We start from the raw sequence: 20854 nt of genomic DNA, 5'->3' as shown, positions 1-20854 counted from the left end.
AGCGTTACATCCGCAGCAAGAAACAGTTAGATCGAATTTTCCGATCTATTTGCCCAGCCTGTTCCTCAGCCTATTCCCGCAACCTACTCCGCCAGCGGCACCACCGCGCCGCCGCGGGTCAGATCCCCTTCGACAAGCGGCTGATCGTCCACGCATTTCAGGAAACCGCGCAGGATGATGCCGGCCTCGCCCCTTTGATGCGCAAGATAGATCGGGGACAGGTATTGCAGATTCCTTCCGGTGGGCAGGCGCACCAGCGCCGGATGGGACATGCCCAGATAGTCGGGCAGAAAGCCGATGAAGCGCCCGCTGGTGATCAGCAGCAGATGCGTCTCCATCTGATCGACCTTGGCGGCGGGGCGCAGGTTGCCCGGCGCGGCCCGCCCGCCCCTGCGGATGAAGGGAAAGCGCCGCAATTCGCCCGCCGTGATGATCAGCGCGAAATCGGCCAGATCCTCGACCCCGACGCGGGCCAGCCGCGTGATCGGATGATCGCGCAGCGCGTAAAGGGAATGCCGCTCCTGGAACAGGGGACGATAGGCCAGGCCCGCCCGTTTCTCGGGAAAGGGCCCGATCACACAGTCGCGCTTGCCTTGCGTCACCAGATCCTCCATCAGATGCGGCGCGTCCAGCGTCAGATCCACCAGCGTTTCGGGCGCGCGGCGGGAAAAGGCGCCCAGGACCATGGCGACGGGCCAGGCGGTATTGGCCTGCATCGCATCCATCAGCCCCACCCGCAGGACGCCCTTCAGCGCCCCCGAGATGGTGGCGATCCGGTTCTGGAACCGCTCGGCCGCGTCCATCAGATCATCCAGCGCGGCCAGCAGAAGCCCGCCCTCTTCGGTCAGCGCAAAGCCCCGCCGGCCGCGCTGGCACAGGCGAAAGCCCAGCCGCGCCTCAAGCTCGGCAAGCTGGGTGGACAGCGTCGACTGCGAACAGTTCAGCACCGCCTGCGCCCCGCTCAGCCCCCCGGCATCAACGATGGTGCGAAAGATGCGCAGCAGTTTCAGATCGATGTCATGCAGGGGCGGCATTCGATGTTCAGCCATGTTGGATCGAGAATGCCGATGCTAGGCGGGTTCCCGGCGGCTTGTCCAGTGTGCCGTTCCTGGCGCGATCCAGGGGCGGCCTGGGAAACGCGCCATCGCCATTCCCGCGATCATGCGCTAAGCCTTGGCCAGCCCATCTTGCAGGATCGCGCCATGCCTCGCCTTGTCGAACCCGATCTGATCCGCGCCCGCTTTTCGGCAGCCCTCTCGGCCATGTATCGCCAGGAGGTGCCGGCCTATGGCACGCTGATGGAACTGGTGGCGGCGGTGAACGCCCGGACGCTGGATCAGGATCCGGTGCTGCGCCAGCAACTGGAGCGCGGCGGCACGCTGGACCGCGTCTCGGTCGAACGCCATGGCGCGATCCGGCTGGGAACGGCGCGGGAACTTCACGACATGCGCCGCATCTTCGCGGTCATGGGGATGTTCCCGGTGGGCTATTACGACCTTAGCCCGGCGGGGGTGCCGGTTCATTCCACCGCCTTTCGTCCCGTCACCGCCCAGGCGCTGGCGGTGAACCCGTTTAGGGTCTTCACCTCGCTGCTGCGGCTGGAACTGATCCAGGATAAAGATCTGCGCCGCATCGCCGCCCAGGTGCTGGAGCGGCGGCGCATCTTTACCCCCCGCGCGCTGGAGCTGACGGCGCAGGCCGAGACGGCGGGCGGGCTGACCGAGGCCCAGGCGGCGGAGTTCGTGGCCGAGGCGGTCGAGACCTTCCGCTGGCATGCCGAGGCGCGCGTGAACGCCACGACCTATCAGCGCCTGCATGACGCGCATCGGCTGATCGCGGACGTGGTTTCGTTCAAGGGGCCGCATATCAACCACCTGACGCCGCGCACGCTGGACATCGACGCGGTGCAGGCGCTGATGCCCGAACATGGCATCGCCCCGAAGGCGGTGATCGAAGGTCCGCCGCGCCGCGCCTGTCCGATCCTTCTGCGCCAGACCTCGTTCAAGGCGCTGCAAGAGCCGGTCCTGTTCCCCGATGCCGGCGGTCCCGCGGTCCCCGGCCGGCACACCGCCCGCTTCGGCGAGATCGAGCAGCGCGGCATCGCCCTGACCCCAAAGGGCCGGGCGCTTTACGACAAGCTGCTGGCCCAGACCCGCGCCGTCGCCCGCCCCTCGGCCGATGGCGGGAACGCCGCCGAATATGTCGCGGCGCTTGAGGCGACTTTTGCCGCCTTCCCCGACGACTGGGACCAGATCCGCCGTCAGGGCCTGGGCTATTTCCAGTTCGCCCCGGTGCCGGGCCGGGCGATCGACCCCAAGGCCGACCCGGAAACCCTGCTGGCCCAGGGCGCGATCACCGCGACCCCGCTGGTCTATGAGGATTTCCTGCCGGTCTCGGCGGCGGGGATCTTCCAGTCGAACCTGGGCGATCACGCCGCGCGGGACCTTCAGGCCAGCCCCAACCAGCGCGCTTTCGAAGAGGCTTTGGGCGCCGGGGTGCTGGACGAGTTCCAGCATTACGCCGCCATCCAGGCCGCGTCCCTGGAAAGCTGCGGCAAGGCCGGGGCCGGACCGATCGCAACCCTTGACTGATCGCAGCCCTTTTCCGCGCCGCAAGGCTAGGGCCGGCCATAGACATCGACCAGCGCGGCAGCATCAAGCCGGCGCAGTTCCTCGCCGAAGCGGGTTCTGCCGGGCTGGCGGCCCTGCTGGCGCAAAAGCTCAAGCGCCGCGCGGATCGCGGCATAGGCATGGGCGGCCTCGCCCGTCGCATGGTCGCGGACGGCCCAATCCATCGCCTCGGGACCGGGTCCGACGACGACCGGCTGGACATGGCGCGCAGCCAGGGCGGGCAATTCCGGGCCGATCTCATCCAGCGTTCCGGCCACGCGATCCGCAGGGCCGCCGGACATGCGCCGCAGACCGGGATCCTCGCGCAGCAGGGCTTGCAGCCGCGCCTCCTCGGCCGCGCGCAGACGGGGCAGAAGTTCGGAAAGCACCGCTTCCAGGTCCAGAAAGGCGGGCGCCGCCGGGACGATGCGGCGGCCATAGGCGCCGCCCTCGGCATTGAAGGCGGCGATGGCGGCCAGGGCAGCGGCGCGCGCGGGGGGATGGGCGGGCAGCGTCACCGCGATGCTGTCGGCGCCCAGGCCCAGACCCTCCTGCCCGTCCAGCGCGGCCAGATGACCGATCAGCGCGTCGATCACCGGGGCCGGCGCGGAAAAGCGCGGCATCCGCCCCGAGATCACCCGCCCCGAAGGCGTGATCCCCTGTTCCAGCAGCCGCAGAAAGCCCGCGCGGTCATAGGCTGGGCGGTCGGGTCCGGGCGCCGAAAGCCTGGCCCAACCGATGCCGGGCGCGGGCTGGGCGCCGCCCTCGGCCCCGCCGCGCCCGTCCGGGCCGTGGCAGCCCGCGCAGGTCAACCGCCCCGCCGGCAGCGCCGCGCCCTGGGCCGAGCCGAGCCGCGCCGAAAGCCCCGCGCCGCGCTGATAGACGCTTGCGCCGTCCTGCGCCCGCGCCTGGCCTGCGGCAGCCAGCACCAGCGCCAGCGCCAGCCACCGGATCATCGCATCCGCCGCGCCAGCGCCAGCATCTCGTCCGGCTGGGCGTCGGCGGGCAGGCGGCGAAAAAGGCCGGTCCGCAGATCGCCCAGCAGATAGACCGGCTCATGCTGCTCGACCGGCCCCGGCGTCAGGCCGAACGCCGCCAGCAGCGCGGGCGTGTCCGGCGCGCTGGCCACGACCCAATCCCAGCGGTCGCTGGCCTGGACCGAGCGCGCCAGTTCCGCCAGCACCTCGGGCGTGTCGCGGGCCGGATCGACCGAGATCGCGACCATGCGCAGGGGCGGCGCGCCCGGTGCCTGCAAATCCTGATCCAGGATCGACATGACCGAGATCGTCAGCCCGCAATATTCGGTGCAATTGGTATAGATGAACGACACCAGCAGCGGCCCCGCATCACCATATCGCGAGACGAAGCCCTGGCTGCGGCTGCGACTGTCGGTGACGGGGATGTCGGGCAGGGCCAGATGCTCCTCGGCCCGGTCGGCCTGCATCGGGATGGCGCGGACATGGCCCTGATGCGCCGGGGCAGGCAGGCATAGAAAGGGCAGAAGCAGGGCGGCAAGGCGCAGGCTCATGGCGGCGCCTCCAGGACCAGAGGCGCGAAGGCGCCGGTTTCGGGATCGGCGGTCACGACCAGCGGCAGGCGCTGGCGCAGGTCCCAGCTTTGGGTGGTGACGCCGCGCGGATCGGTGCGGAAACCCTGGCGCTGGCGCCAGTTCCCGGTCAAGGCGGCCAGATCCAGCATCCCCGCCAGATCGGCGGCGGGCCGGCCGTCGCCCGCCAGGAAAAGCAGCCGCAACCGCCCCTGCGCATCCGCCTGGGCCTGGATGCGCCCCGGCTGGTCCTGAACGGCTTCGAGCTGGGGCGGGACCGGCAGCATCGCGCAAAACGCCATCTGACCCAGGCCCGCGCTGACCACCAATTCCCATGCGCCGGGCCGGGGCAGGCGCGCGCTGGCCAGGAAGCGGCCCGGCCCGGCGGGACGCAGGCCCCGGTCCAGCGCCACCGCCAGGCGCGGGATGCCGCCGCGCAGGCGCATCGCCTCCATCGCGGGCTTGCCGCTGACGGCATGGCGGCGGTCCAGGACAAAGCCGGTAAAGCTGTCCGCATGGATGGCAAGCATCGCCGGCTCGGGCGAAAGCGGCACCAGCAGCCGCGCCTCTGGACCGTCCGGCGCGCCGCGCGGCCCGATGGAGACGCGGCCCAGCACCGGCTCGGCGCCGGCGGGCGCGGCGCCGCGCAGGTCCATCACCCCCACGGCCGAGCCATCGGCCAGCCGCAGCATCGCCGTCTGGGGCAGGAAGGCCACCTCGGCCACGGGGCTGTCGGTCAGCGCGCTCTGGACCATGCGGCCCCGCGCCAGATCGACCACCCCAAAGCCCAGCCGATCGGGTGCGGAAAGCACCACCATGCGCCCCTCGGGGCTGACCGCGATGCGCTGAAAGCTGCCGTCCAGCGCGATCCGCTGGGCGGGCGCCAGCGGCGCATCCAGCCAAAGCACATGCAGCGCATCGGCGCCCAGCCACAACGCCGCCTCGGGGCCAAGCCCGACGGCCAACGCACCGGGAGCGGGGGCGGAAAGCAGCGTGGTGCCGTCATCGCCCAGCACCGTCAGCCGGTCGGAGGACAGCACCGCCAGCCGCCGCGAGGGCGCCCCGTCCCCGGCAATGGCGCGCGCGCCCAGGCTCCACCGCTGGCCGCGATCCGGGCGCAGCACGTCGCCGCTGCCCTGCTCGACCAGCCAGGCCCCGCCCGATGCGGCGGCGACCAGCGGGCCGGGGCGGTCCAGGCCGCGCGCCACCACCCGCGTTCCGCCCATAGGGTCCAGCGCCACCAGCTCGCCCCGCTCGGGCAGGGTCAGAAGGAAGCGCCCCGCGGTCGGGTCGGCCGCCAGGTCCAAGGGCGCCGGGTCGAAGCGATGCGCGGCCAGCAGGTTCGCCGTTCCCAGCGCCCGCTGCGGGTCCAGCACCGTCATCGCCCCGTCCCGCGCCAGCACGCCCAGCACACGGCCGTTCAGATCGACGCTGCCAAGGGCGGCGCTGCCGGTGGCGCGATAGGCGGCGGCGGTTTCGGCGCAAGGCAGATCGCCGGGACCGCGCTGGCGCAGCCAGGCCAGCGGCGCCAGGTCCGAGGGAACCGAGCCGATCCGGGCCGCGAAGCTAAGCGCCACCTGAAACGGCTGGCCCGGCACGACCTGCGCCAGATCCGCGCCCTGCGGGTCCAGAAACCGCACCGAGGCATCCAGCGGCGGCTTCAGGTCCTGGCCCTGGGCCACCCCAGCCGCCAGCAGGGCCACCGCCAGGCTGGCCCGGACCCTGCTCATTTGGCGCAATGCCGCTGCGCGAATTCCAGCAACCCCCAGGTGCCCCCCGCCATCAGGAAGTTAGGCCCGTCATGCCACAGCACGGTGCCCTCGACCGGGGCGCGGCCAGGCTGCGTCGCGGAAAGGACCGTCGGCGGATGCAGCCAGGCCGAGACAGACTTGCCCGGCGCGACCAGCGCCGCGTTGGGAAAGCCGAAGCCCGCGAACAGGTCGTCATAGCCCAGCCCGTTCATCACGAAGGCCCTTTGCCGCGCCCGCCCGCCGGGATGGACCACGCGGATCAGCACCTGATCACCCGGACAGGCCATCAGCGTCAGCGGCTGGCGGTCGGGATCGGTCGGGCCGCCGTCGCGCGCCGTGCTCTGCCCAGCGAAGAAGCGGCCTGGAAACAGCACGGCGTTCAGGTCGTCGCTGGCCTCGACCCGGCCCCTGCCGCCGATATCGGCAAAGCGCAGCAGGCTTGAGAAGGGGCGCGAGCGGTAGCTGACGCCCTGCTCGCCCAGATCATAGCTATCGTCGCAGATGGCGCAATCGGGGGTCGGCTTTTCCGCCCGCAGCTTGCCGTTCAGCCGCCATTCGATTTTCGACCTGCTATCGTGATGGTTCAGCCCATCCTGATAGAAGATCACGAATTCGCGGATGTTCCGGCGCGGGCCGGTTCCGCCATCGGGATCCGGGTCCACCCCGGAATAGCTTGCCGGAGCACCGAAGTTCAGCGCCGCATCGCGCGTTTCGGGCGGCACGGCGGCGGCGGCGCGCCAGCGCGCATCCCGCGCGGGCTGACCGGCATCCAGCAGGTCCAACGCGCGCAGATCGGCCAGCCGCCGGCGGTCGCCCTCGGGCTGGTCCATCGGCGGCGCCAGGCTGGCGGGGATCGCCCAGCCCTGCGGCAGAACGTCGATCACCCCGAACAGCCCATGCGTGGTCTGCGAGACGACATCCCCCGTGACCCGCACCGGCACCGGGCCGAAGGCATAGGGGATCCAGTGGAAATGCTTCTGCAATTCCGCCTGCGCAAAAAGGTTCAACTGGTCGATCTGCTCCTTGGTCAGTTCCAGTTTGCTGTTGCCCTTCACGATCCAGTAATCCCGGCCCAGAAGCGTGAAATGCGCGGGCTGCCCCTGGTCCTGGGACGTAAAGGTTGCATCGCCGAGGTTCCATTCAGTCCGCAGCGCGTTGACGATGTCGCTGGCAAGGTCGTTGAACTTCTGGCTGTCCGAGATCCCGATCCGCAGCCTGCCGGCATAGAACTGGAACATCTCCGAGACCGAGGCCGTGCTTTTCGTCGCAGGCTCCAGCCCGGAAGCGTTGATACCGAAGCCCAGGGGCAGGTTGCGGATCAGATCGCCCCCCGGCAGCCCGACCGACAAGGCCAGCCGCGCCGAGGGCCGCAACCCCGTGATCGGCCCGTCCGGCACGGTGGGATGCAGCGTGCCCGTAACCTGCTCGCCAACCCGCTCGACCTCGGGCACCGGATCGACGTTCAGACCGGCGATGCGGGGCATCAGCGCGTCGCCCAGGGCGTCGGGCATCCCGCCTTTCGCGGTCTCTTGCAGCAGGTTCACATAGCGTAGCGTGACGCAATCGCCCGCGTTGACGCGCATGACGAAGGGCTCGGGGCGGGCATAGGCGCGACGGATGGCGGCGATCACCTCCCCTCGCGGCAGGGCCAGCCAGTCGTCCCTCAGGGTAATGTCGCGCTTCAGGTCCTGCGGGTTCAGCAAGGCCAGCATCAGCCCGTCGGGGTCGTGGCGATGGGCACCGTAATCAGTGCCTCCGGGCCAGACATCGGCGGTGCGGACCGCGACCGCCAGGCCCGCGACGTTCTGGCCGATACGGCGCGGCCCCTTGTCGCCTGCATCCGCCGCCAGCATCTCGCGCGTGGGCAGCGGACAGGTCGCCCCCGAACCGAAGGCATCGGGATCGGTCGTCGCCGAAAAACTGGATTCCCGCGCATCGGCCCCCGGATTGACCGGCTCCAGTGCGGCAGGCGCGGAGTGCCCGGCCCATGCCGCCAAAAGACCGGCCCGCGCCTTGCTGCCGGGATAGATCCGCACCAGACCCCAGGCGCCGTTCCACAGCGAATCCACCGTGCCGAAATTATATAGGTAATCAGAGGCTTCGCGCAGCCCTTCATCGGGTTTCCGCTTGGCGCCCGTCGCGGGATACGACGCCAGCGCGGCCGGCGCGCCAGGGGCCATTTCCATGGTGGGCGTATCCGCCCGCATCCGGCCCCGGATCTCGAAATGCTCCGAGATGCCGACCTCCTGGGCGAAGGTATAGCCCTCGATATTGTCGCAGCGCGCCAGCGCCCGCTCGAAGGCGTGCCAATAATCGCCGTTCTGCGCCAACCCGTCCGGCCCCTTGCTCAGCCAGTCCTCATATGCCTCGGGATGGGTCTTGCGCAGCACCTCGAAGCAGGCCCGGCGGGCGGGCGGTTCCGAGACCGCCAGATCGCGCATGCCCTGCGGGAAACGCTGGTCGATATTGCGGGGCGCCGCCAGCCCGGCGATGTTGAACACATGCTGCACCTCTTGCGCGCCCTGGACCAGGCGGAACAGCAGCCGTTCGTCCTGATAGCCCTCGAAAAGCGGCGTCTCGGGTTCGCGCCGGGGCCGGTCGCGGTCATCGGCCACCCAGGAACTAAGCACCTGACCCGCATCGCCGCCCGCGTCGTCATTCAGTTGATACTTGTAGCTGCAAACCGGCATCCCGCCTTGCATCAGCGTCTGCACCACCTGGCTTTGCGGGTTCAGATAGGGCCGCAGGCCCGCCTGCGTCATCGCCAGCGGCGCGCAGTCGGGGCTGGGCGTGCCGTCCCGGTTCTTGCCCGCCAGCCGCAGCGGCAGGGGGGCGTTGCGGTAATTCACCAGATAGGGATCGTGATGATCGACCGAGATCGATTCAGGCCGCGCGGGCGGCGCCACGGGCTTTGCCAGAACCGGCGCGACCCCCACCCCGTCGGGAGAGGCGGCGCGGCCGCGATAATAAAGCAGGTGCCGGCGCAGTTCCTCGTGATCCTTGTCCAGCACGGAAGACACCTTCCGGTCCGGGTTCACCGACAGACCCGCCGCCCAATAGGCGGGGGGAATGTCCGGCTCATCCAGGGCGGGCTTGCCGCATTGCTCCTGGATCGCGACGCGGGATGTGGCGGTTTCCGCCAGCTTCGCCTCGCAGTAAAGCCGGGCCATGCCGCTATGCTCGGCATCCTTCGCGGGCTCGATACTGTCCGCAGCCTCGCGGTCGCGGGGATCGTAAAGCAGGGCGAAATCCGCCACCGCCAGCGCGAACTCCCGGTAATTCGGGTGGAAAGGATCCTTGTCGTCATAGCGCACGATCTTATGCGCGCCGACCCATTGCCGATCCCCCTGATGCAGGGCGTAGCGGTCCACGGACCCGGCGGCGGGCAGGGGCTCGACGCAGGCGGGGCGCTCGGGATGGGCTTGTGGATCGTCATACGTCTCGCGGCAGGGCTCATGCGGGTCGCGAATATCGGTCTGCTTCTGGATCCTGCCATCCTGCGAGATCGCCGCGCCCGGCTCGATCAGCAGCGCGGTGTAAAAGCCGTGCTGCTGGATCGAGGAAGGGCCGAAATGATCATGGCTGAAGACGGTCCGCATGGTGCGGTCCTGCTGCGCGCCCATGCCATCATGGGTCAGGATCGGATCGGCGAACCAGCGTTGCACCGTGGTCTGGAACAGAAAAGGGAAACGCCCGCGCGGCAGGCGCCAAAGGCGGCTTTCGCGAACGGGGGGTGCCGCGCAGAAATCGGCATCGGGGAAAAGCGCGCCCAGATCGGGCTGCGCCGCCGCATGCGCGCGCCCGCCCAGTTCCTGGACCCGTTCCTTCGCCTCAGCATCGCCGGTCGCGGCCCAGGCGCAAAGCCGGGCGGCAAGCTCGTCGGCGGCGAAGGTCCCATCCTCGTAATTCCAGCCATTGCCCGAGCCGTCCGAGGCCGTCACGTCGAACTTCACCAGATGGATATGCTGGCCGATGGTGTCGGTGGGCGTGCGGACCTGGAAATCGTCCAGGTCCAGTTCCTTGGGCAATTCGTTGGTGTGGCGGAACTCGATGCATTCGCCCGAGCGGGCGCGAAAGAAGAACGGCTCGGCATCGTCGCGCGTCGTGGGCGAGATGCGCGCCCCGCTGTCGCCCGGCAGCTTGAAGCCGTCCGAGCCCGCATAGGCCCCGCTGGCATGGGTCAGCACGTCGATGCGCGCCTGCGGGTCGTGCCAGCCCGCCTTGTTCACCACCAGATCAAGCTGCACCGCCGAAACCTCATAGCGGCGAAACCCGACCAGCTTCGGATCGACGACATAGTCCACCCGCCCGGTCAGTGGATCGGTGCCCGAGGGCTGGCCCTCACGGGAGACGGCGCCGCCGCAGGGATCGGCGAAGGGCGCGCCCGGCGCGGGCGGGGCGCCGTTCACCTGATAAACCCCGTCGGGCTGCCCGGTCCCCTGGGGCAGCGGTGCCCTGGGCATGGGATAGCCGCCATCGACGGCGGAAAATTCGCTTTGGTCGGGCTTCTTGTGCTTGGGCAGATCGGTGCCGTCCGGCGCGCGCACGGTCAGCCCGGCGCCGTCATGGTGGAACGCCTGGGCGGCCTGTTCCAGCGGCTCGCCCTCGGGGTTCAGCAGGCGGATCCGGGCGCTGTCCAGATGCGCGGTCATGTCGCCGCGCGCCAGGGCCTTGGCGACGATCCGGCCGCGCAGACGCTCCAGTTCCTCCGCATGGCCGGGCTGGTCCAGGGTTCGGGCCAGTTCCGCCTCGCGCAAGGCGATGTCGGCGGGCAGATCCGCCTTTCGCTGGCCTGTCAGCAGGACATGCCGGCCCAAGGCACCCGTCAGCAGTTCGTCGCCTGGCGCATCGCCGTTCAGTGCCCGCGCGATGTCGCGCGGCGCCTGCGGCGGGCGGTGCCCGGCACTGCCCGCGACATAGAAAGGATAGCCGGGCATCGCATCAAGCGGCGGGGCCTTTTCCAGAACCTTTCCTGGGGCTTGCGGTCCAGGCACGCTGGCCTGGGCGCGGACGATCCGCTCGGGCGGGGCGACGGGTCCCTGGGCCAGGGCCGAGGCGCCACGGCGCGGCAATGCCGCCGCCGCGCGGCGCGGTATCGTGGATGCCTGGGCCTTTTTCCCAGAGGGCGCATAGGTCGGCAAGGGCGGCAGCGCCTCGCCCGGCAGGGGAACCAGGGCCGGCACCGGCGTGCCCGCCCCCTCGATCCTGCCGGGGGTCGTCGGATCGTCGCGGTCGTCCAGCCATGCGCCTGTTTCCGGGTTCACGCTGCCGCTGCGGGCGAAAAGCGCGCCCTTTTCCAGATAGGCCGGGTCGCCGCCGGGGAAATAAAGCTTCGCCTCGGCCCGAGGGTCGCGGATCTCGGCCGAGATGCCGGCCTTGGCCTGGCCGTCAGGAAGCTTGCGCGTGCCATCCTCGAACACGTCATGGACGCGCCACAAGGCCCACATGCCCTGCGCGAAATGCGGATACAGATGGCAGTGAAAGATCGAATCCCCGACCGTGCGGTTGCGATTGCCCGAGCCGGCCGTATACCAGCCGCCGCCAGCCTTTTCCCGGCCGCCGTGATAGATATTATAGGTAAACCCCTGCCCCGGTCCGACTGTCTGGCTGTCCAGATAGCTGCCCCGCCCCGGATCGTTCCCGGCGAACCATTGATGCGCATGCAGGTGAAAGACATGGGTTTCCTTCGGCCCGGCATGAAAATTCCGAAACACGACCGGATCGTTCAAATAGGAATGATGCACATTCGAGGGATCGTCGGGAAACCATTCCAGAAGCGCCGGATCGCCATTCGCCCATGAGGTCAGAAAGAATTCCTCATATAGGCATTCGGCGCAGCCCGCCGCCGGACCTATTCCCTTGCGATTGGCCAGAAGCATCGTGCCCATGCCGCTTGAACCGTAATTGATCGCAAAACCGTCGCGCACCCCGGCAAGCTGGCCGAAGCGGGCCAATTCCTGGAAGTTCCGGGTGTAGAATCCTTTCAACTCGTCATGAAAAAACACCGAGAATTCCCGAAAAGCCAAATCCTGCGCTTCCTGGGTGGTATCGGTCGCCTCGCGCCCGGCCCCGCAGCCCAGCGGCGCACCCGCCTGGGCGGCGGGCGCGTCCGTATCGCACCAGACAATGGCGTTCAGGTCGGCATGGACCAGCTCGACCGCCTTCGCCTCGCGGAAGGGGCCGCCGCCGATCACGCGCGCCATGTTCAGGACCGGCACGCCCTGTTCCAGCCTTTCATAGTCCAGCGCGCCGCTGCGGGCATGGCGGGGCTGATCCTTGGGCGCCCAGACCGCGTTCATCGCTGCGGCCGAGACCTGGCTGCGATACCAGCGCGTGCCGGGCCGCTCGGCCAGAACCGCGCCGAAAAGGCCATGCGTGATCGAGCCGCCATCCCCCTCGCCCCCGGCGGGCGCGGCGCGGCTGGCGAAGAAATGCGTGCCTTCCTGCACCACCTCGTAAAGACAGGTAAAACTGCTTTGCGGCGCCACGGCGTCCAGGCCCAGGCAGGCGGGATGCGGCTTGTCCTGGCCCGGCAAGGCCAGCGGCATCAGCCCCTCGGCCACCAGGTTCAGCCCCCGCGTGCGGGGCCAATCGGCACCGCTCAGGCCGTTTTTCCCGTCATCATCACCGTTGGGCGTGCGCGGATATTCGCAAAGCGCCTCGCCGTCCTTGACCTCGTCCTTGTTCCCCTGCGAGAGCAGGCCCTTGACCGGAAAGGCGCCATCGGGACAGAAATCGCGCGAAAGCTCGCGCGCCAGAACATCCTCGGGCGATTTCGGCGGCGCCTCGGCAGGTTCGGCCAGCAGGTTCGTCACGCGCAGGTAAAGCAGGTCCCCGACATTGGCGCGCAGGACCAGCGGGCGAGGCCGGTGGCAATCGCGCAGGCGCACCTTGCCGGCGGTCAATTCGCCCGGATCGGGCTGCACCGCCATATCCCCGCCACATTCCGGCAGCTCCTGCGCATCGTCCATTTCCTGCACATCGCGGCGCAGGGCGAAAATCATGCCGTAAGGATTGAACGAGCCGAAGCGGTTATAGACCAGCATCTGATCCAGCGCGACCATATCCGCGCAGACGACGCGCCCCGGCCGGCCCTGGCCCGATCCGCTGCACGCCTCTTGGAAAGCCCGCTCAGGACCGGGAACCTGCCCCCAAGCGAATGACGAAATGAAAAGCGATACCGCGCAAAAAAGAACAAGCCCGGCTTTCCGATGGAATCCGAACATCCCCATCACCCCCAAACCAACGCACCGGGCATGGCAGCCCCGGCCTGGTCTTGAAAAATATCACATATAATTTCCTGGGTGGTCTTAGGGATCCATATTGCCCCGAATCAGCTAATTGCGCAACATCTTTGGATCGGTTTTGTATTTTCCCATTTTTCTGGTGCATGTCATGAGTAAGGATTATACCCGGGTCGCCGCGCGCCGCCTGCTTGCCGTCGATGCCGGAAATGAGCGGACGCGTTCCGTCATCGACCAAAGCCATCCCTTTCGCCCCACGACGGATTGGCATGACACCGACGACCCCAGGATCGCGGCATTGGCGCAATCCGCCGCGCCGCTGGTCGCCCGGCTTGAGGTCGGGGTCCAGGGCGATTGGATCCCGATCGGGACGGCCTGGCCCGTCAGCGCGCAGGCGGGCCGGCCCACGCTGCGCTTCCTGACGGCGGGCCATGTGCTGAAGGCGTTTCGCACAGGCATGGGGGCGATGAGCCATGCCGCCGATCTGGACGCGGACGGGATACGGACGGGCCGAGTGGTTTTTCCCGACGGCCGGACCCATGACATCGCCCGCTGGGTCTGCGCCGCCTTGTTCGATGTGGCGGTCTTCGACATCGCGCCGACGGCTCTCCAGACGCCGCCGCGGGGGCTGGCGCTGCATATCCCCGCAAGCGATCCGCAAAGGCTGGCCGTGATCGGCTATCCCCTGCAAGATCAGTGGTTCTTTCGCAGCCGGTTTCCGAACTATCCTCAAGCCCGCGCCCAGTTCCTGTGCCTGGGCGGTCCGCCGCGGCCGGGGGCGGAACCGGGCACGTTCCTGCATGACGCGACGACCCTGCCGGGCTGTTCCGGCGCCCCGGTCTTCGACCTGGATACGGGCCTGGTCGTCGGCCTGCATTACGAAGGCTCCGCCGGCGGAGCGGTGCTGGCGGGGCCCGGCTCGTCGGATTGGAACGACGCGGTGGCGAATGCCTCGCTGATGGAGGGCTGGCTGGGTCAGGTCGTCCTGGGAAAGCTCGGCACCGCCCCGCATGAAAAATGCCACGCCTGGGAGGGCGGGTTCACTCCCGGCCCAGAGGAAATGGCCGCCGATCTGCTGGCCTATGCAGGACATGGGGATGGCGGCTGCGTGCGTGGCGACGGCCCCGGCGTGACCGAGGATCGCGCCGACAGCCGGGATCGCGCCTATGTGCCGGGCCTGACCAGCGCCAGCCGGGTCGTGCCCCCCTGGATCGGCCCCGTGGGCGACCAGTCCTTCGAGGGAAGCTGCGCCGCCTTCGCCCTGGCCGGCGCCATCGAGCATCAGTTGCAGCCGCGCGAGGGCTATCGGCCCCGCCCCTCGGGCTTCACCGTCAGCGTGCGCATGCTGGACCGCATGGCCCGGCGCCATGACGAATGGCTGGACGACGTGCCCGAGGGCACCAGCCTGCGCGCCGTGATCAAGGGCTTCGACCACAATGGCGTCTGCCCCGAGGAGAATTGCCCCTATCGCCCCGGCCTGCCGGATTTCTTCATGACCCGCGAAATCGCGAAACAGGCGCGCCGGATCACGCTGCGGTCCTATCTGCGCGTCGGGCTGAACATCGACGACATGCGCATGGCGGTGCAAGAGGCGGGCACCGTCATCGTCACCGCCCGCATCCATGACGGCTGGTGGCTGCTCGACCCGGATTTCGGCATCCCCTACGATCCGCTCTCGCCGCCCCAGGACCGGGGGGCGCATGCCTTTCTGATCACCGGCTATGACGAGAACGGCTTCATCGTCCAGAACTCGCGCGGGTCGGGTTGGGGCGGCCATGACGGCCATCCGGGTCTGGCGCTGTGGAGCTTCGAGGATTGGGCCGCGAATTGCCGCGACGCCTGGGTGATCCGCCTGGCCCCCGTCGGAGAGAAGGCCGCCGCCGTCGCGCTGGCCCGGACCGGACCCGAGACCAGCCCGCGCCGCCTGCGCCTTCTGGGCCATATGCTGCATGCCGAACGCGACGGGCTGATCGAGGATGGCACGCTGGGCCTGGGCGCGCGCGGCGTGGCCGAAACCGCCGCCTTCCTGGGCAGCGACAAGGGGATCGAGGACTATCCGGCGATCCTGTTCCTGTTCCACGATCCCATGCTGGACGAGGATACCATCGCCCGGCTGGCCCTGCCGCTGACGCTGCGGCTGAAGGCGCGGGGCGTCTATGCGTTTCATGTCGTCTACGGCATGGACGAGATGCTGGGCCTGCGCCTGCGGCTGACGCAGGCCGTGGCGCAAGCGGCGGCGCGCTACCTGCCCGAGGCGGGTTCGCGCGACGCCGCGCTGATGCGGCAATTGCGCCCCGTCATCCGCGCGCAGGTCGAATTCTATCGCCAGGGCGCCGAAACGGCGGCAAGCCGGGTGCTGGCCGATGCCCTGGCCGTGCTGCCGCTGACCTCCAGGACGCGAGGGCGGCGGCTGCGCCTTGTGTCGGCCGGGCTGGGACAGGTGCCGGCGGCGGCGCTGGCCCAGGCCGCGCCCGAGTTCCGCCTGCCGCATCTGGCCATCGCGCCGCCCTTGCCGGTGGGCGAGCATGTGCAAAGCTGGATGCTGGACCGGCGGCTGCGCGGCGCATCCGACCTGCCGGGGTGGCGCGGCTCCTGGGCGGATCTGATCGCGACGGCGCATGACCGCGAGATCCGCAGCACGAGCGGCGCCAAGGCCGAGACGGCGCAGGATCTGCTGGCCGCGACCGATACCCCGACAAGCCTTTTGCGGCGGCTGGGGCTGGGCAAGGCGTCCGCCCGCCCCCCTGGACAGACCCCTTAATCCCCCGCCCAGGACTGTCCGAACGGGATGGTTCAGGCCCTTGGGCAGACGGGAAAATCGCTTCTGGCTAAGCGTCGGGCGGACGCCGCGCCTGCGCCCGTTCCTTTTCGCGACCGCGGCTCCGGGCTGATATGCTTGCGGATAGCGCATATCATCCGGGCCGGAAAGGCAGGGTTGCGGGTGGGCGGATCAGATCCCCCAGTCGCCTTCCCGCGCCAGCTTGCGCAGCATCGCGCAGCAATCGCCCAATTCCTGCGGCAGGATGTATTCGTCGGCGCGATGGGCGCGGTCGATCCGGCCCGGCCCGCAGATGATCGAGGGAATGCCGGCCGCGCGGAACAGCCCGGCCTCGGTGCCGAAGCTGACCGACTGCACCGCCGGGCGTCCCGCCAGACCCTCAAGGCAGGCGGTCAGTTCCGGCCCCGCCGGCGGCAGCGCGGGATAGGCGGAAAGGGTCTGGGCCGTGACCTCCAGCGCCGCGCCCCCGGCCACCAGCGCATTGGCCCGGCCCAGCAGCCGGGCCATGACTGCGGCGGGGTCGTCGCCGGGAATGCTGCGCACCTCGGCATCCAGCGTGCAGCCTTCGGGAACGATATTGACCGCCGTGCCGCCATGGATCACGCCCGCGACCACGGTGGAATGCGGCGGATCGAAATCGGCGTCGAAAGGCCCCTGGACGGCCAGTTCGGCGTTCAGGTCGCGCGCGGCCAGCGCCAGCGCCGCGCCGGCATAGACCGCATTCACCCCTGCGCCCGGCTGCGAACTGTGCGAGGCCCGGCCGCGAAAGGCGAAGCGCGTGCTTTCCTTGCCCTTGTGCGAGCGGACCGGCCGCATGTCCGACGGCTCGCCCACGATGCAGGCCAGGGGCGGGGCGCAAAGCTCCGGCAGGGCCGCGATCAGATGCGGCACGCCCCGGCAGCCGATCTCTTCGTCATAAGAGAACGCCAGGTGGATCGGGCGGGTCGTCCCGGCCCGCTGGAACTCGGGCACCATGGCCAGCATGCAGGCCAGAAAGCCCTTCATGTCGCTGGTCCCGCGCCCGTAAAGCCGGCCCTCGCGCGCGGTCAGGCGGAACGGGTCGCTGGTCCAGGATTGCCCCTGGGTCGGAACCACGTCCATATGGCCGGACAGGATCACGCCCGGCACATCCCTGGGGCCGATGCTGGCAAAGATGTTCACCCGGTCGCCCTCGGGGCCAGGCAGGACGCTCGGCTCGACCCCCATGCGGCGCAGATGGTCCAGCACGCAGCCCGCCACGACGGCATTCGGGGCGCCGGGCAGATCGGCGCAGGCGACAAGATCGGCAAGGATGGCTTCGGGGGTCATGGCGGCTCCGGGTCTTTGCGGCGATCCTGGCCGCGTCTCGCGGGGGATGATGCCGAATCCCATCCGTGGGCGCAATTCCCTGCCGGGAAAGCCGCGCGGATCCACGGTCTTTGTTTCGGACGGTGATGCAGGCCGTGATTTCAGGCCATGATTTCAGGCGGTGGGGAAAACCCGGCATCCTGACCCGCGCCCTTGCCATTCAGACATATTGCATGAACCTTGCGGCGGATGGTTTCATGCGTCGCGACCCCAAAGGCTTGTCACCTGGCACAGGGAAAATGGCGGCCCGACATTTCGACCCTTGGAGAGAGCATGCAAGACGATTTCGCATTGAACCGCATAGCCGAGGTCATCCAGGCGATGACGCAGCCCGTCGCGCGCCAAAGCCTGCCCGCCGTCGATCTGGCCGACATGAGGGCGGTTTTCACCGAGGCCGGCCCCGCCCTTCATGGCACCGGCACCGCCTTCGGCAAGCCGGGCGACGGCCGCGCCGCCCGCGCCGCGCAACTGGCGCTTGCCGATCTGAACCTTCAGCTTGGGAAGGACCGCTGAGGCCCGGCCCCATTCGCCCAATGCACCGCCCCGAGACCGCAGGGAATTGTAGGGAAATACCTTCTTGATCAAACCAGCCGCGCGCAGTAACGATTTAGGCTAATATGACAAAACAACTAAGGTAATCAGATGCCCATCCCTCGGCGTTCCTACAGCACGATTGCGCACCGCAAGCACGGCAGCTTGCCAGGGCTTCTGCTATGCTGCACCGCGCTGGCGCCGGTCGGTGCCCTGGCCCAGGAAACCGAGGAACCCGCCGGGTCCATCCGCCTTTCGCCCGTGACCATCCAGGCGGGTGCCTCGGCGGATGACGACGCCAATTCCATCGTCGCGCAAGAACTTTGGGTCGGCGGCAAGGTCGCGACCAGCATCCTGGACACGCCGGCCTCGGTCACGGTCATCACCTCGAAAGAGATCCAGGACCGCGACGCCGCCACGGTCGAGGAGGTGCTGCAATACTCCGCCGGGATCGTGACGGGTTACTACCCCAGCGACGACCGCAACGATTATTACCTGGTGCGCGGTTATCAGGCGACCACCTATCGCGACGGGCTGACTCTTGGCTCGATGCGCGGCGTGCGCGAAGAGCCTTTCGCCTATGAGCGCGGGTCGAGGTCCTGCGCGGCGCGAACTCGACGTTGTTCGGCATGGCCGATCCTGGCGGTTCGGTCAATTTCGTGACCAAGACCCCGCGCTTCGAGCGTTTCGGCGAGGCGCGGCTGACCTATGGCTCATTCGACCACAAAGAGGCCACCGTCGATTTCGGCGACGTTCTGAACGCCGAGGGCACGCTTGCCTATCGCTTCACCGCCAAGGTCCAGAAAAGCGATCTGGAATACGACCATTCCCGCGACGACGAGACCTTCCTGATGGCCGGGCTGGGATGGGAGATCACGCCCGACACCCGCCTGGACGTGGTGCTGGACTATCTCAAGCGCGACGGCACGGCCAATAGCGGCGGCTATCCGCTGGACCGCGAATACGACCGCTCGGATTTCTTCGGCGAGCCCGATTACAACGACCATGAGGTGAACCGCAAAAGCCTGACCGCGATGCTGTCGCATGATTTCGGCGGCGGCCTCAGCTTGCAGGCGAACCTGCGCTACAGCGATCTGAGCGACGATTTCGGCTATGTCTATCTTTACGACTATGCCGGCCGCGCCGGCACCACGCTTTCGCGCTATTACTATGGTCAGGATTCCAGCGGCCACGAACTGATCGGCAACGCGATCCTGAAATACGATACCAGCTTCGGGCGCTTCGACAGCAGCACGCTGTTCGGCCTGGAGTTCCGCGATGCCGCGACCGACAGTATCTACTATTACGGCGGGGCCTCGTCCATCGACATCGCGAACCCCGTCTATACCGGCGCACCGGCCAGCCTGTCCGTCTACAGCACCGAAAAGAACGATTACCGCGCGAAATCGGCCTTCGTCACCCAGAACCTGGCCTTCGACGACCGCATCGTCGCCACCATCGGCATGCGCCATGACTGGCTGGACCTTTCCAGCAAGGGCGAAAGCCTGAACTGGACCACCGGCGGTTATGACGCCTTCGACGACAGCGACAGCTTCTCGGAAACTTCGTGGCGCGGCGCGCTGACCTACAAGATCACGCCCGAGGTCTCGGCCTATGTCAGCTATGTCGAATCGGTCGCACCGCCGGATATCGGCGTCGAACCGAAACGCGGCGAGCAATACGAAATCGGGGTGAAATACCAGCCCCAGGGCACCAATGCGCTGATCTCGGCCTCGGTCTATGACCTGAAGCAGGAAAACATCACCGTGGCCGAGGTGCAGGACGACGGCAACATCATCCGCCGGACGGTCGGCAAGACCCGCGTGCGCGGCTTCGACCTGGAAGGCAAGGCCGAACTGGCCCAGAACATCAGCATGCTGGCCTCTTATTCCTATATGGATTCGGAATATGTGAACGATCCCAGCTATGCCGGAAATCGGTTCACCTCGGTTCCCCATCACCTGGCCTCGCTATGGGTGAATTACACCGTGCCGGGCAACGGGACATTCGGCGACATGACCTTCGGCCTGGGCGCGCGCTATGTCGGCTCGTATTACTTCAACAGCGCCAATACCGGTGGCAAGTCGCAGGCGACCACGCTGCTGGATCTGGCCTTCAACTATCAACTGCAAGAAAACACCGCCCTGACGCTGCATGTCAGCAACCTGCTGGACGAACAGCATATCGTCGGTTCGGGCACGGCCGATTATTACAACCCCGGCCGCGAGATCGCCGCGACGCTGAGCCGCCGCTGGTAAATCCCCGCACCCGGCCCCGCCATGATCGGCGGGACCGGGCCGAACGGCGAAGGGATCGGATCCGGGGTCCGGCCGCATCGAAAAGCGCGGCCGATGCCGGCCCGTCGGTGGATCGCGAAGATCAGGCGGCCGGTTTTCCCAAGCCATGGGCCACGAGCGCGCGGCTGGTGCCGAAGGTTGCCCAGGCCCGCGCGGCCCTGTATTCCTGACGGCGCAATCAACCGAACAGGATGCGACCGATGGAAAAAGACCTTGCCCAAGTGGCGCTTTTCACCGCGATGATCGCGGCGCTGGGGCTGGTGCCCGCCATCTCGCTGGGCTTCGGCGTGCCGATCACCGCGCAGACGCTGGGCGTCATGCTGGCGGGGGCGCTTCTGGGCTGGAAGCGGGGGATGCAGGCATGCTTCCTGTTCGTGCTGCTGGTCGCGCTTGGCCTGCCCCTGCTGGCGGGCGGACGCGGGGGCCTGGGCGTCTTCGCCTCGCCCACGGTGGGTTTCCTTCTGGGCTGGATCCCGGCGGCGGGGCTGACCGGCCTGTTCGTCCAACGCTCGGGCATCCGCAGCCCCGGCCTTGCCGCCGGGATCGGCGCCGTCCTGGGCGGGATCGTCGTGCTTTACGCCTGCGGCGTCCTGGGCATGTCGCTGGTCCTGAAGAAATCCCTGGCCGAATGCCTGGCACTTTCCTCGGCCTTCATTCCGGGCGACCTGATCAAGGCGGCGCTGACCGGGCTGCTGGTCCAGGCGCTGGCCAAGGCCCGGCCCCAGCTTCTGGCGCGCCGCCGCTAAAGCC

At 68.4% G+C, this 20854-nt stretch carries 10 protein-coding genes and 1 pseudogene; 5 read left to right on the top strand and 6 right to left on the bottom strand.

Annotation, left to right across the window (positions count from 1 at the left end; genetic code table 11):
* Positions 1-83: 83 nt before the first annotated feature.
* Positions 84-1049 carry a LysR family transcriptional regulator gene (locus QM682_RS04730; RefSeq protein ID WP_415127624.1) on the bottom strand — a complete coding sequence of 322 codons (966 nt, stop codon included), beginning with the start codon at positions 1047-1049 and terminating at the stop codon, positions 84-86.
* Between the two features lie 153 nt (positions 1050-1202).
* On the opposite strand from QM682_RS04730, the gene QM682_RS04725 reads away from it, so the two are divergent.
* The gene (locus QM682_RS04725) at positions 1203-2591 is read left to right on the top strand and encodes a VOC family protein (protein WP_415127622.1); all 1389 of its coding nucleotides are present in this window, start codon (positions 1203-1205) and stop codon (positions 2589-2591) included.
* Positions 2592-2617: 26 nt separating this feature from the next.
* Here QM682_RS04725 and QM682_RS04720 read toward each other — a convergent pair whose 3' ends face one another.
* From QM682_RS04720 to QM682_RS04705, 4 genes are read right to left on the bottom strand one after another with little or no spacing between them, the layout of a single operon-like run.
* Positions 2618-3565 carry a hypothetical protein gene (locus QM682_RS04720; protein ID WP_415127620.1) on the bottom strand — a complete coding sequence of 316 codons (948 nt, stop codon included), beginning with the start codon at positions 3563-3565 and terminating at the stop codon, positions 2618-2620.
* A complete protein-coding gene (locus QM682_RS04715; protein WP_415127618.1) occupies positions 3562-4137 on the bottom strand; it encodes an SCO family protein in 576 nt (191 codons plus the stop codon). Before QM682_RS04715 ends, QM682_RS04720 begins: the two co-directional genes overlap by 4 nt.
* Complete coding sequence (locus QM682_RS04710; RefSeq protein WP_415127616.1) at positions 4134-5885, bottom strand: hypothetical protein; 1752 nt, start codon at positions 5883-5885, stop codon at positions 4134-4136. The genes QM682_RS04715 and QM682_RS04710 overlap by 4 nt, the downstream gene beginning before the upstream one ends.
* Positions 5882-12970: a hypothetical protein gene (locus tag QM682_RS04705; RefSeq protein ID WP_415127614.1), complete on the bottom strand. Its 7089-nt coding sequence runs from the start codon at positions 12968-12970 to the stop codon at positions 5882-5884. The genes QM682_RS04710 and QM682_RS04705 overlap by 4 nt, the downstream gene beginning before the upstream one ends.
* 331 nt (positions 12971-13301) lie before the next feature.
* On the opposite strand from QM682_RS04705, the gene QM682_RS04700 reads away from it, so the two are divergent.
* Positions 13302-15911, top strand: coding sequence for a trypsin-like peptidase domain-containing protein (locus QM682_RS04700; RefSeq protein WP_415127612.1), 2610 nt, complete (start codon positions 13302-13304; stop codon positions 15909-15911).
* A gap of 189 nt (positions 15912-16100) precedes the next feature.
* Here QM682_RS04700 and argE read toward each other — a convergent pair whose 3' ends face one another.
* Entirely contained in the window at positions 16101-17237 is a 1137-nt protein-coding gene (argE, locus tag QM682_RS04695; RefSeq protein WP_415127610.1) for an acetylornithine deacetylase, read from the bottom strand.
* Positions 17238-17549: 312 nt separating this feature from the next.
* Here argE and QM682_RS04690 point away from each other — a divergent pair, with 312 nt between their 5' ends.
* From QM682_RS04690 to QM682_RS04680, 3 genes and pseudogenes are all read left to right on the top strand, one after another.
* Positions 17550-17789: a hypothetical protein gene (locus tag QM682_RS04690; protein ID WP_415127608.1), complete on the top strand. Its 240-nt coding sequence runs from the start codon at positions 17550-17552 to the stop codon at positions 17787-17789.
* A gap of 129 nt (positions 17790-17918) precedes the next feature.
* A pseudogene (locus tag QM682_RS04685) lies at positions 17919-20065 on the top strand (TonB-dependent siderophore receptor).
* Between the two features lie 239 nt (positions 20066-20304).
* The gene (locus QM682_RS04680) at positions 20305-20850 is read left to right on the top strand and encodes a biotin transporter BioY (protein ID WP_415127606.1); all 546 of its coding nucleotides are present in this window, start codon (positions 20305-20307) and stop codon (positions 20848-20850) included.
* The last annotated feature ends 4 nt before the right edge of the window (positions 20851-20854 follow it).

It is taken from the genome of Paracoccus sp. (in: a-proteobacteria) (assembly GCF_047605025.1).
Classification (GTDB): domain Bacteria; phylum Pseudomonadota; class Alphaproteobacteria; order Rhodobacterales; family Rhodobacteraceae; genus Paracoccus.
The sequence above is the reverse complement of the archived record's forward strand: the minus strand, read 5'-3'. Positions and strand labels throughout refer to the sequence as shown.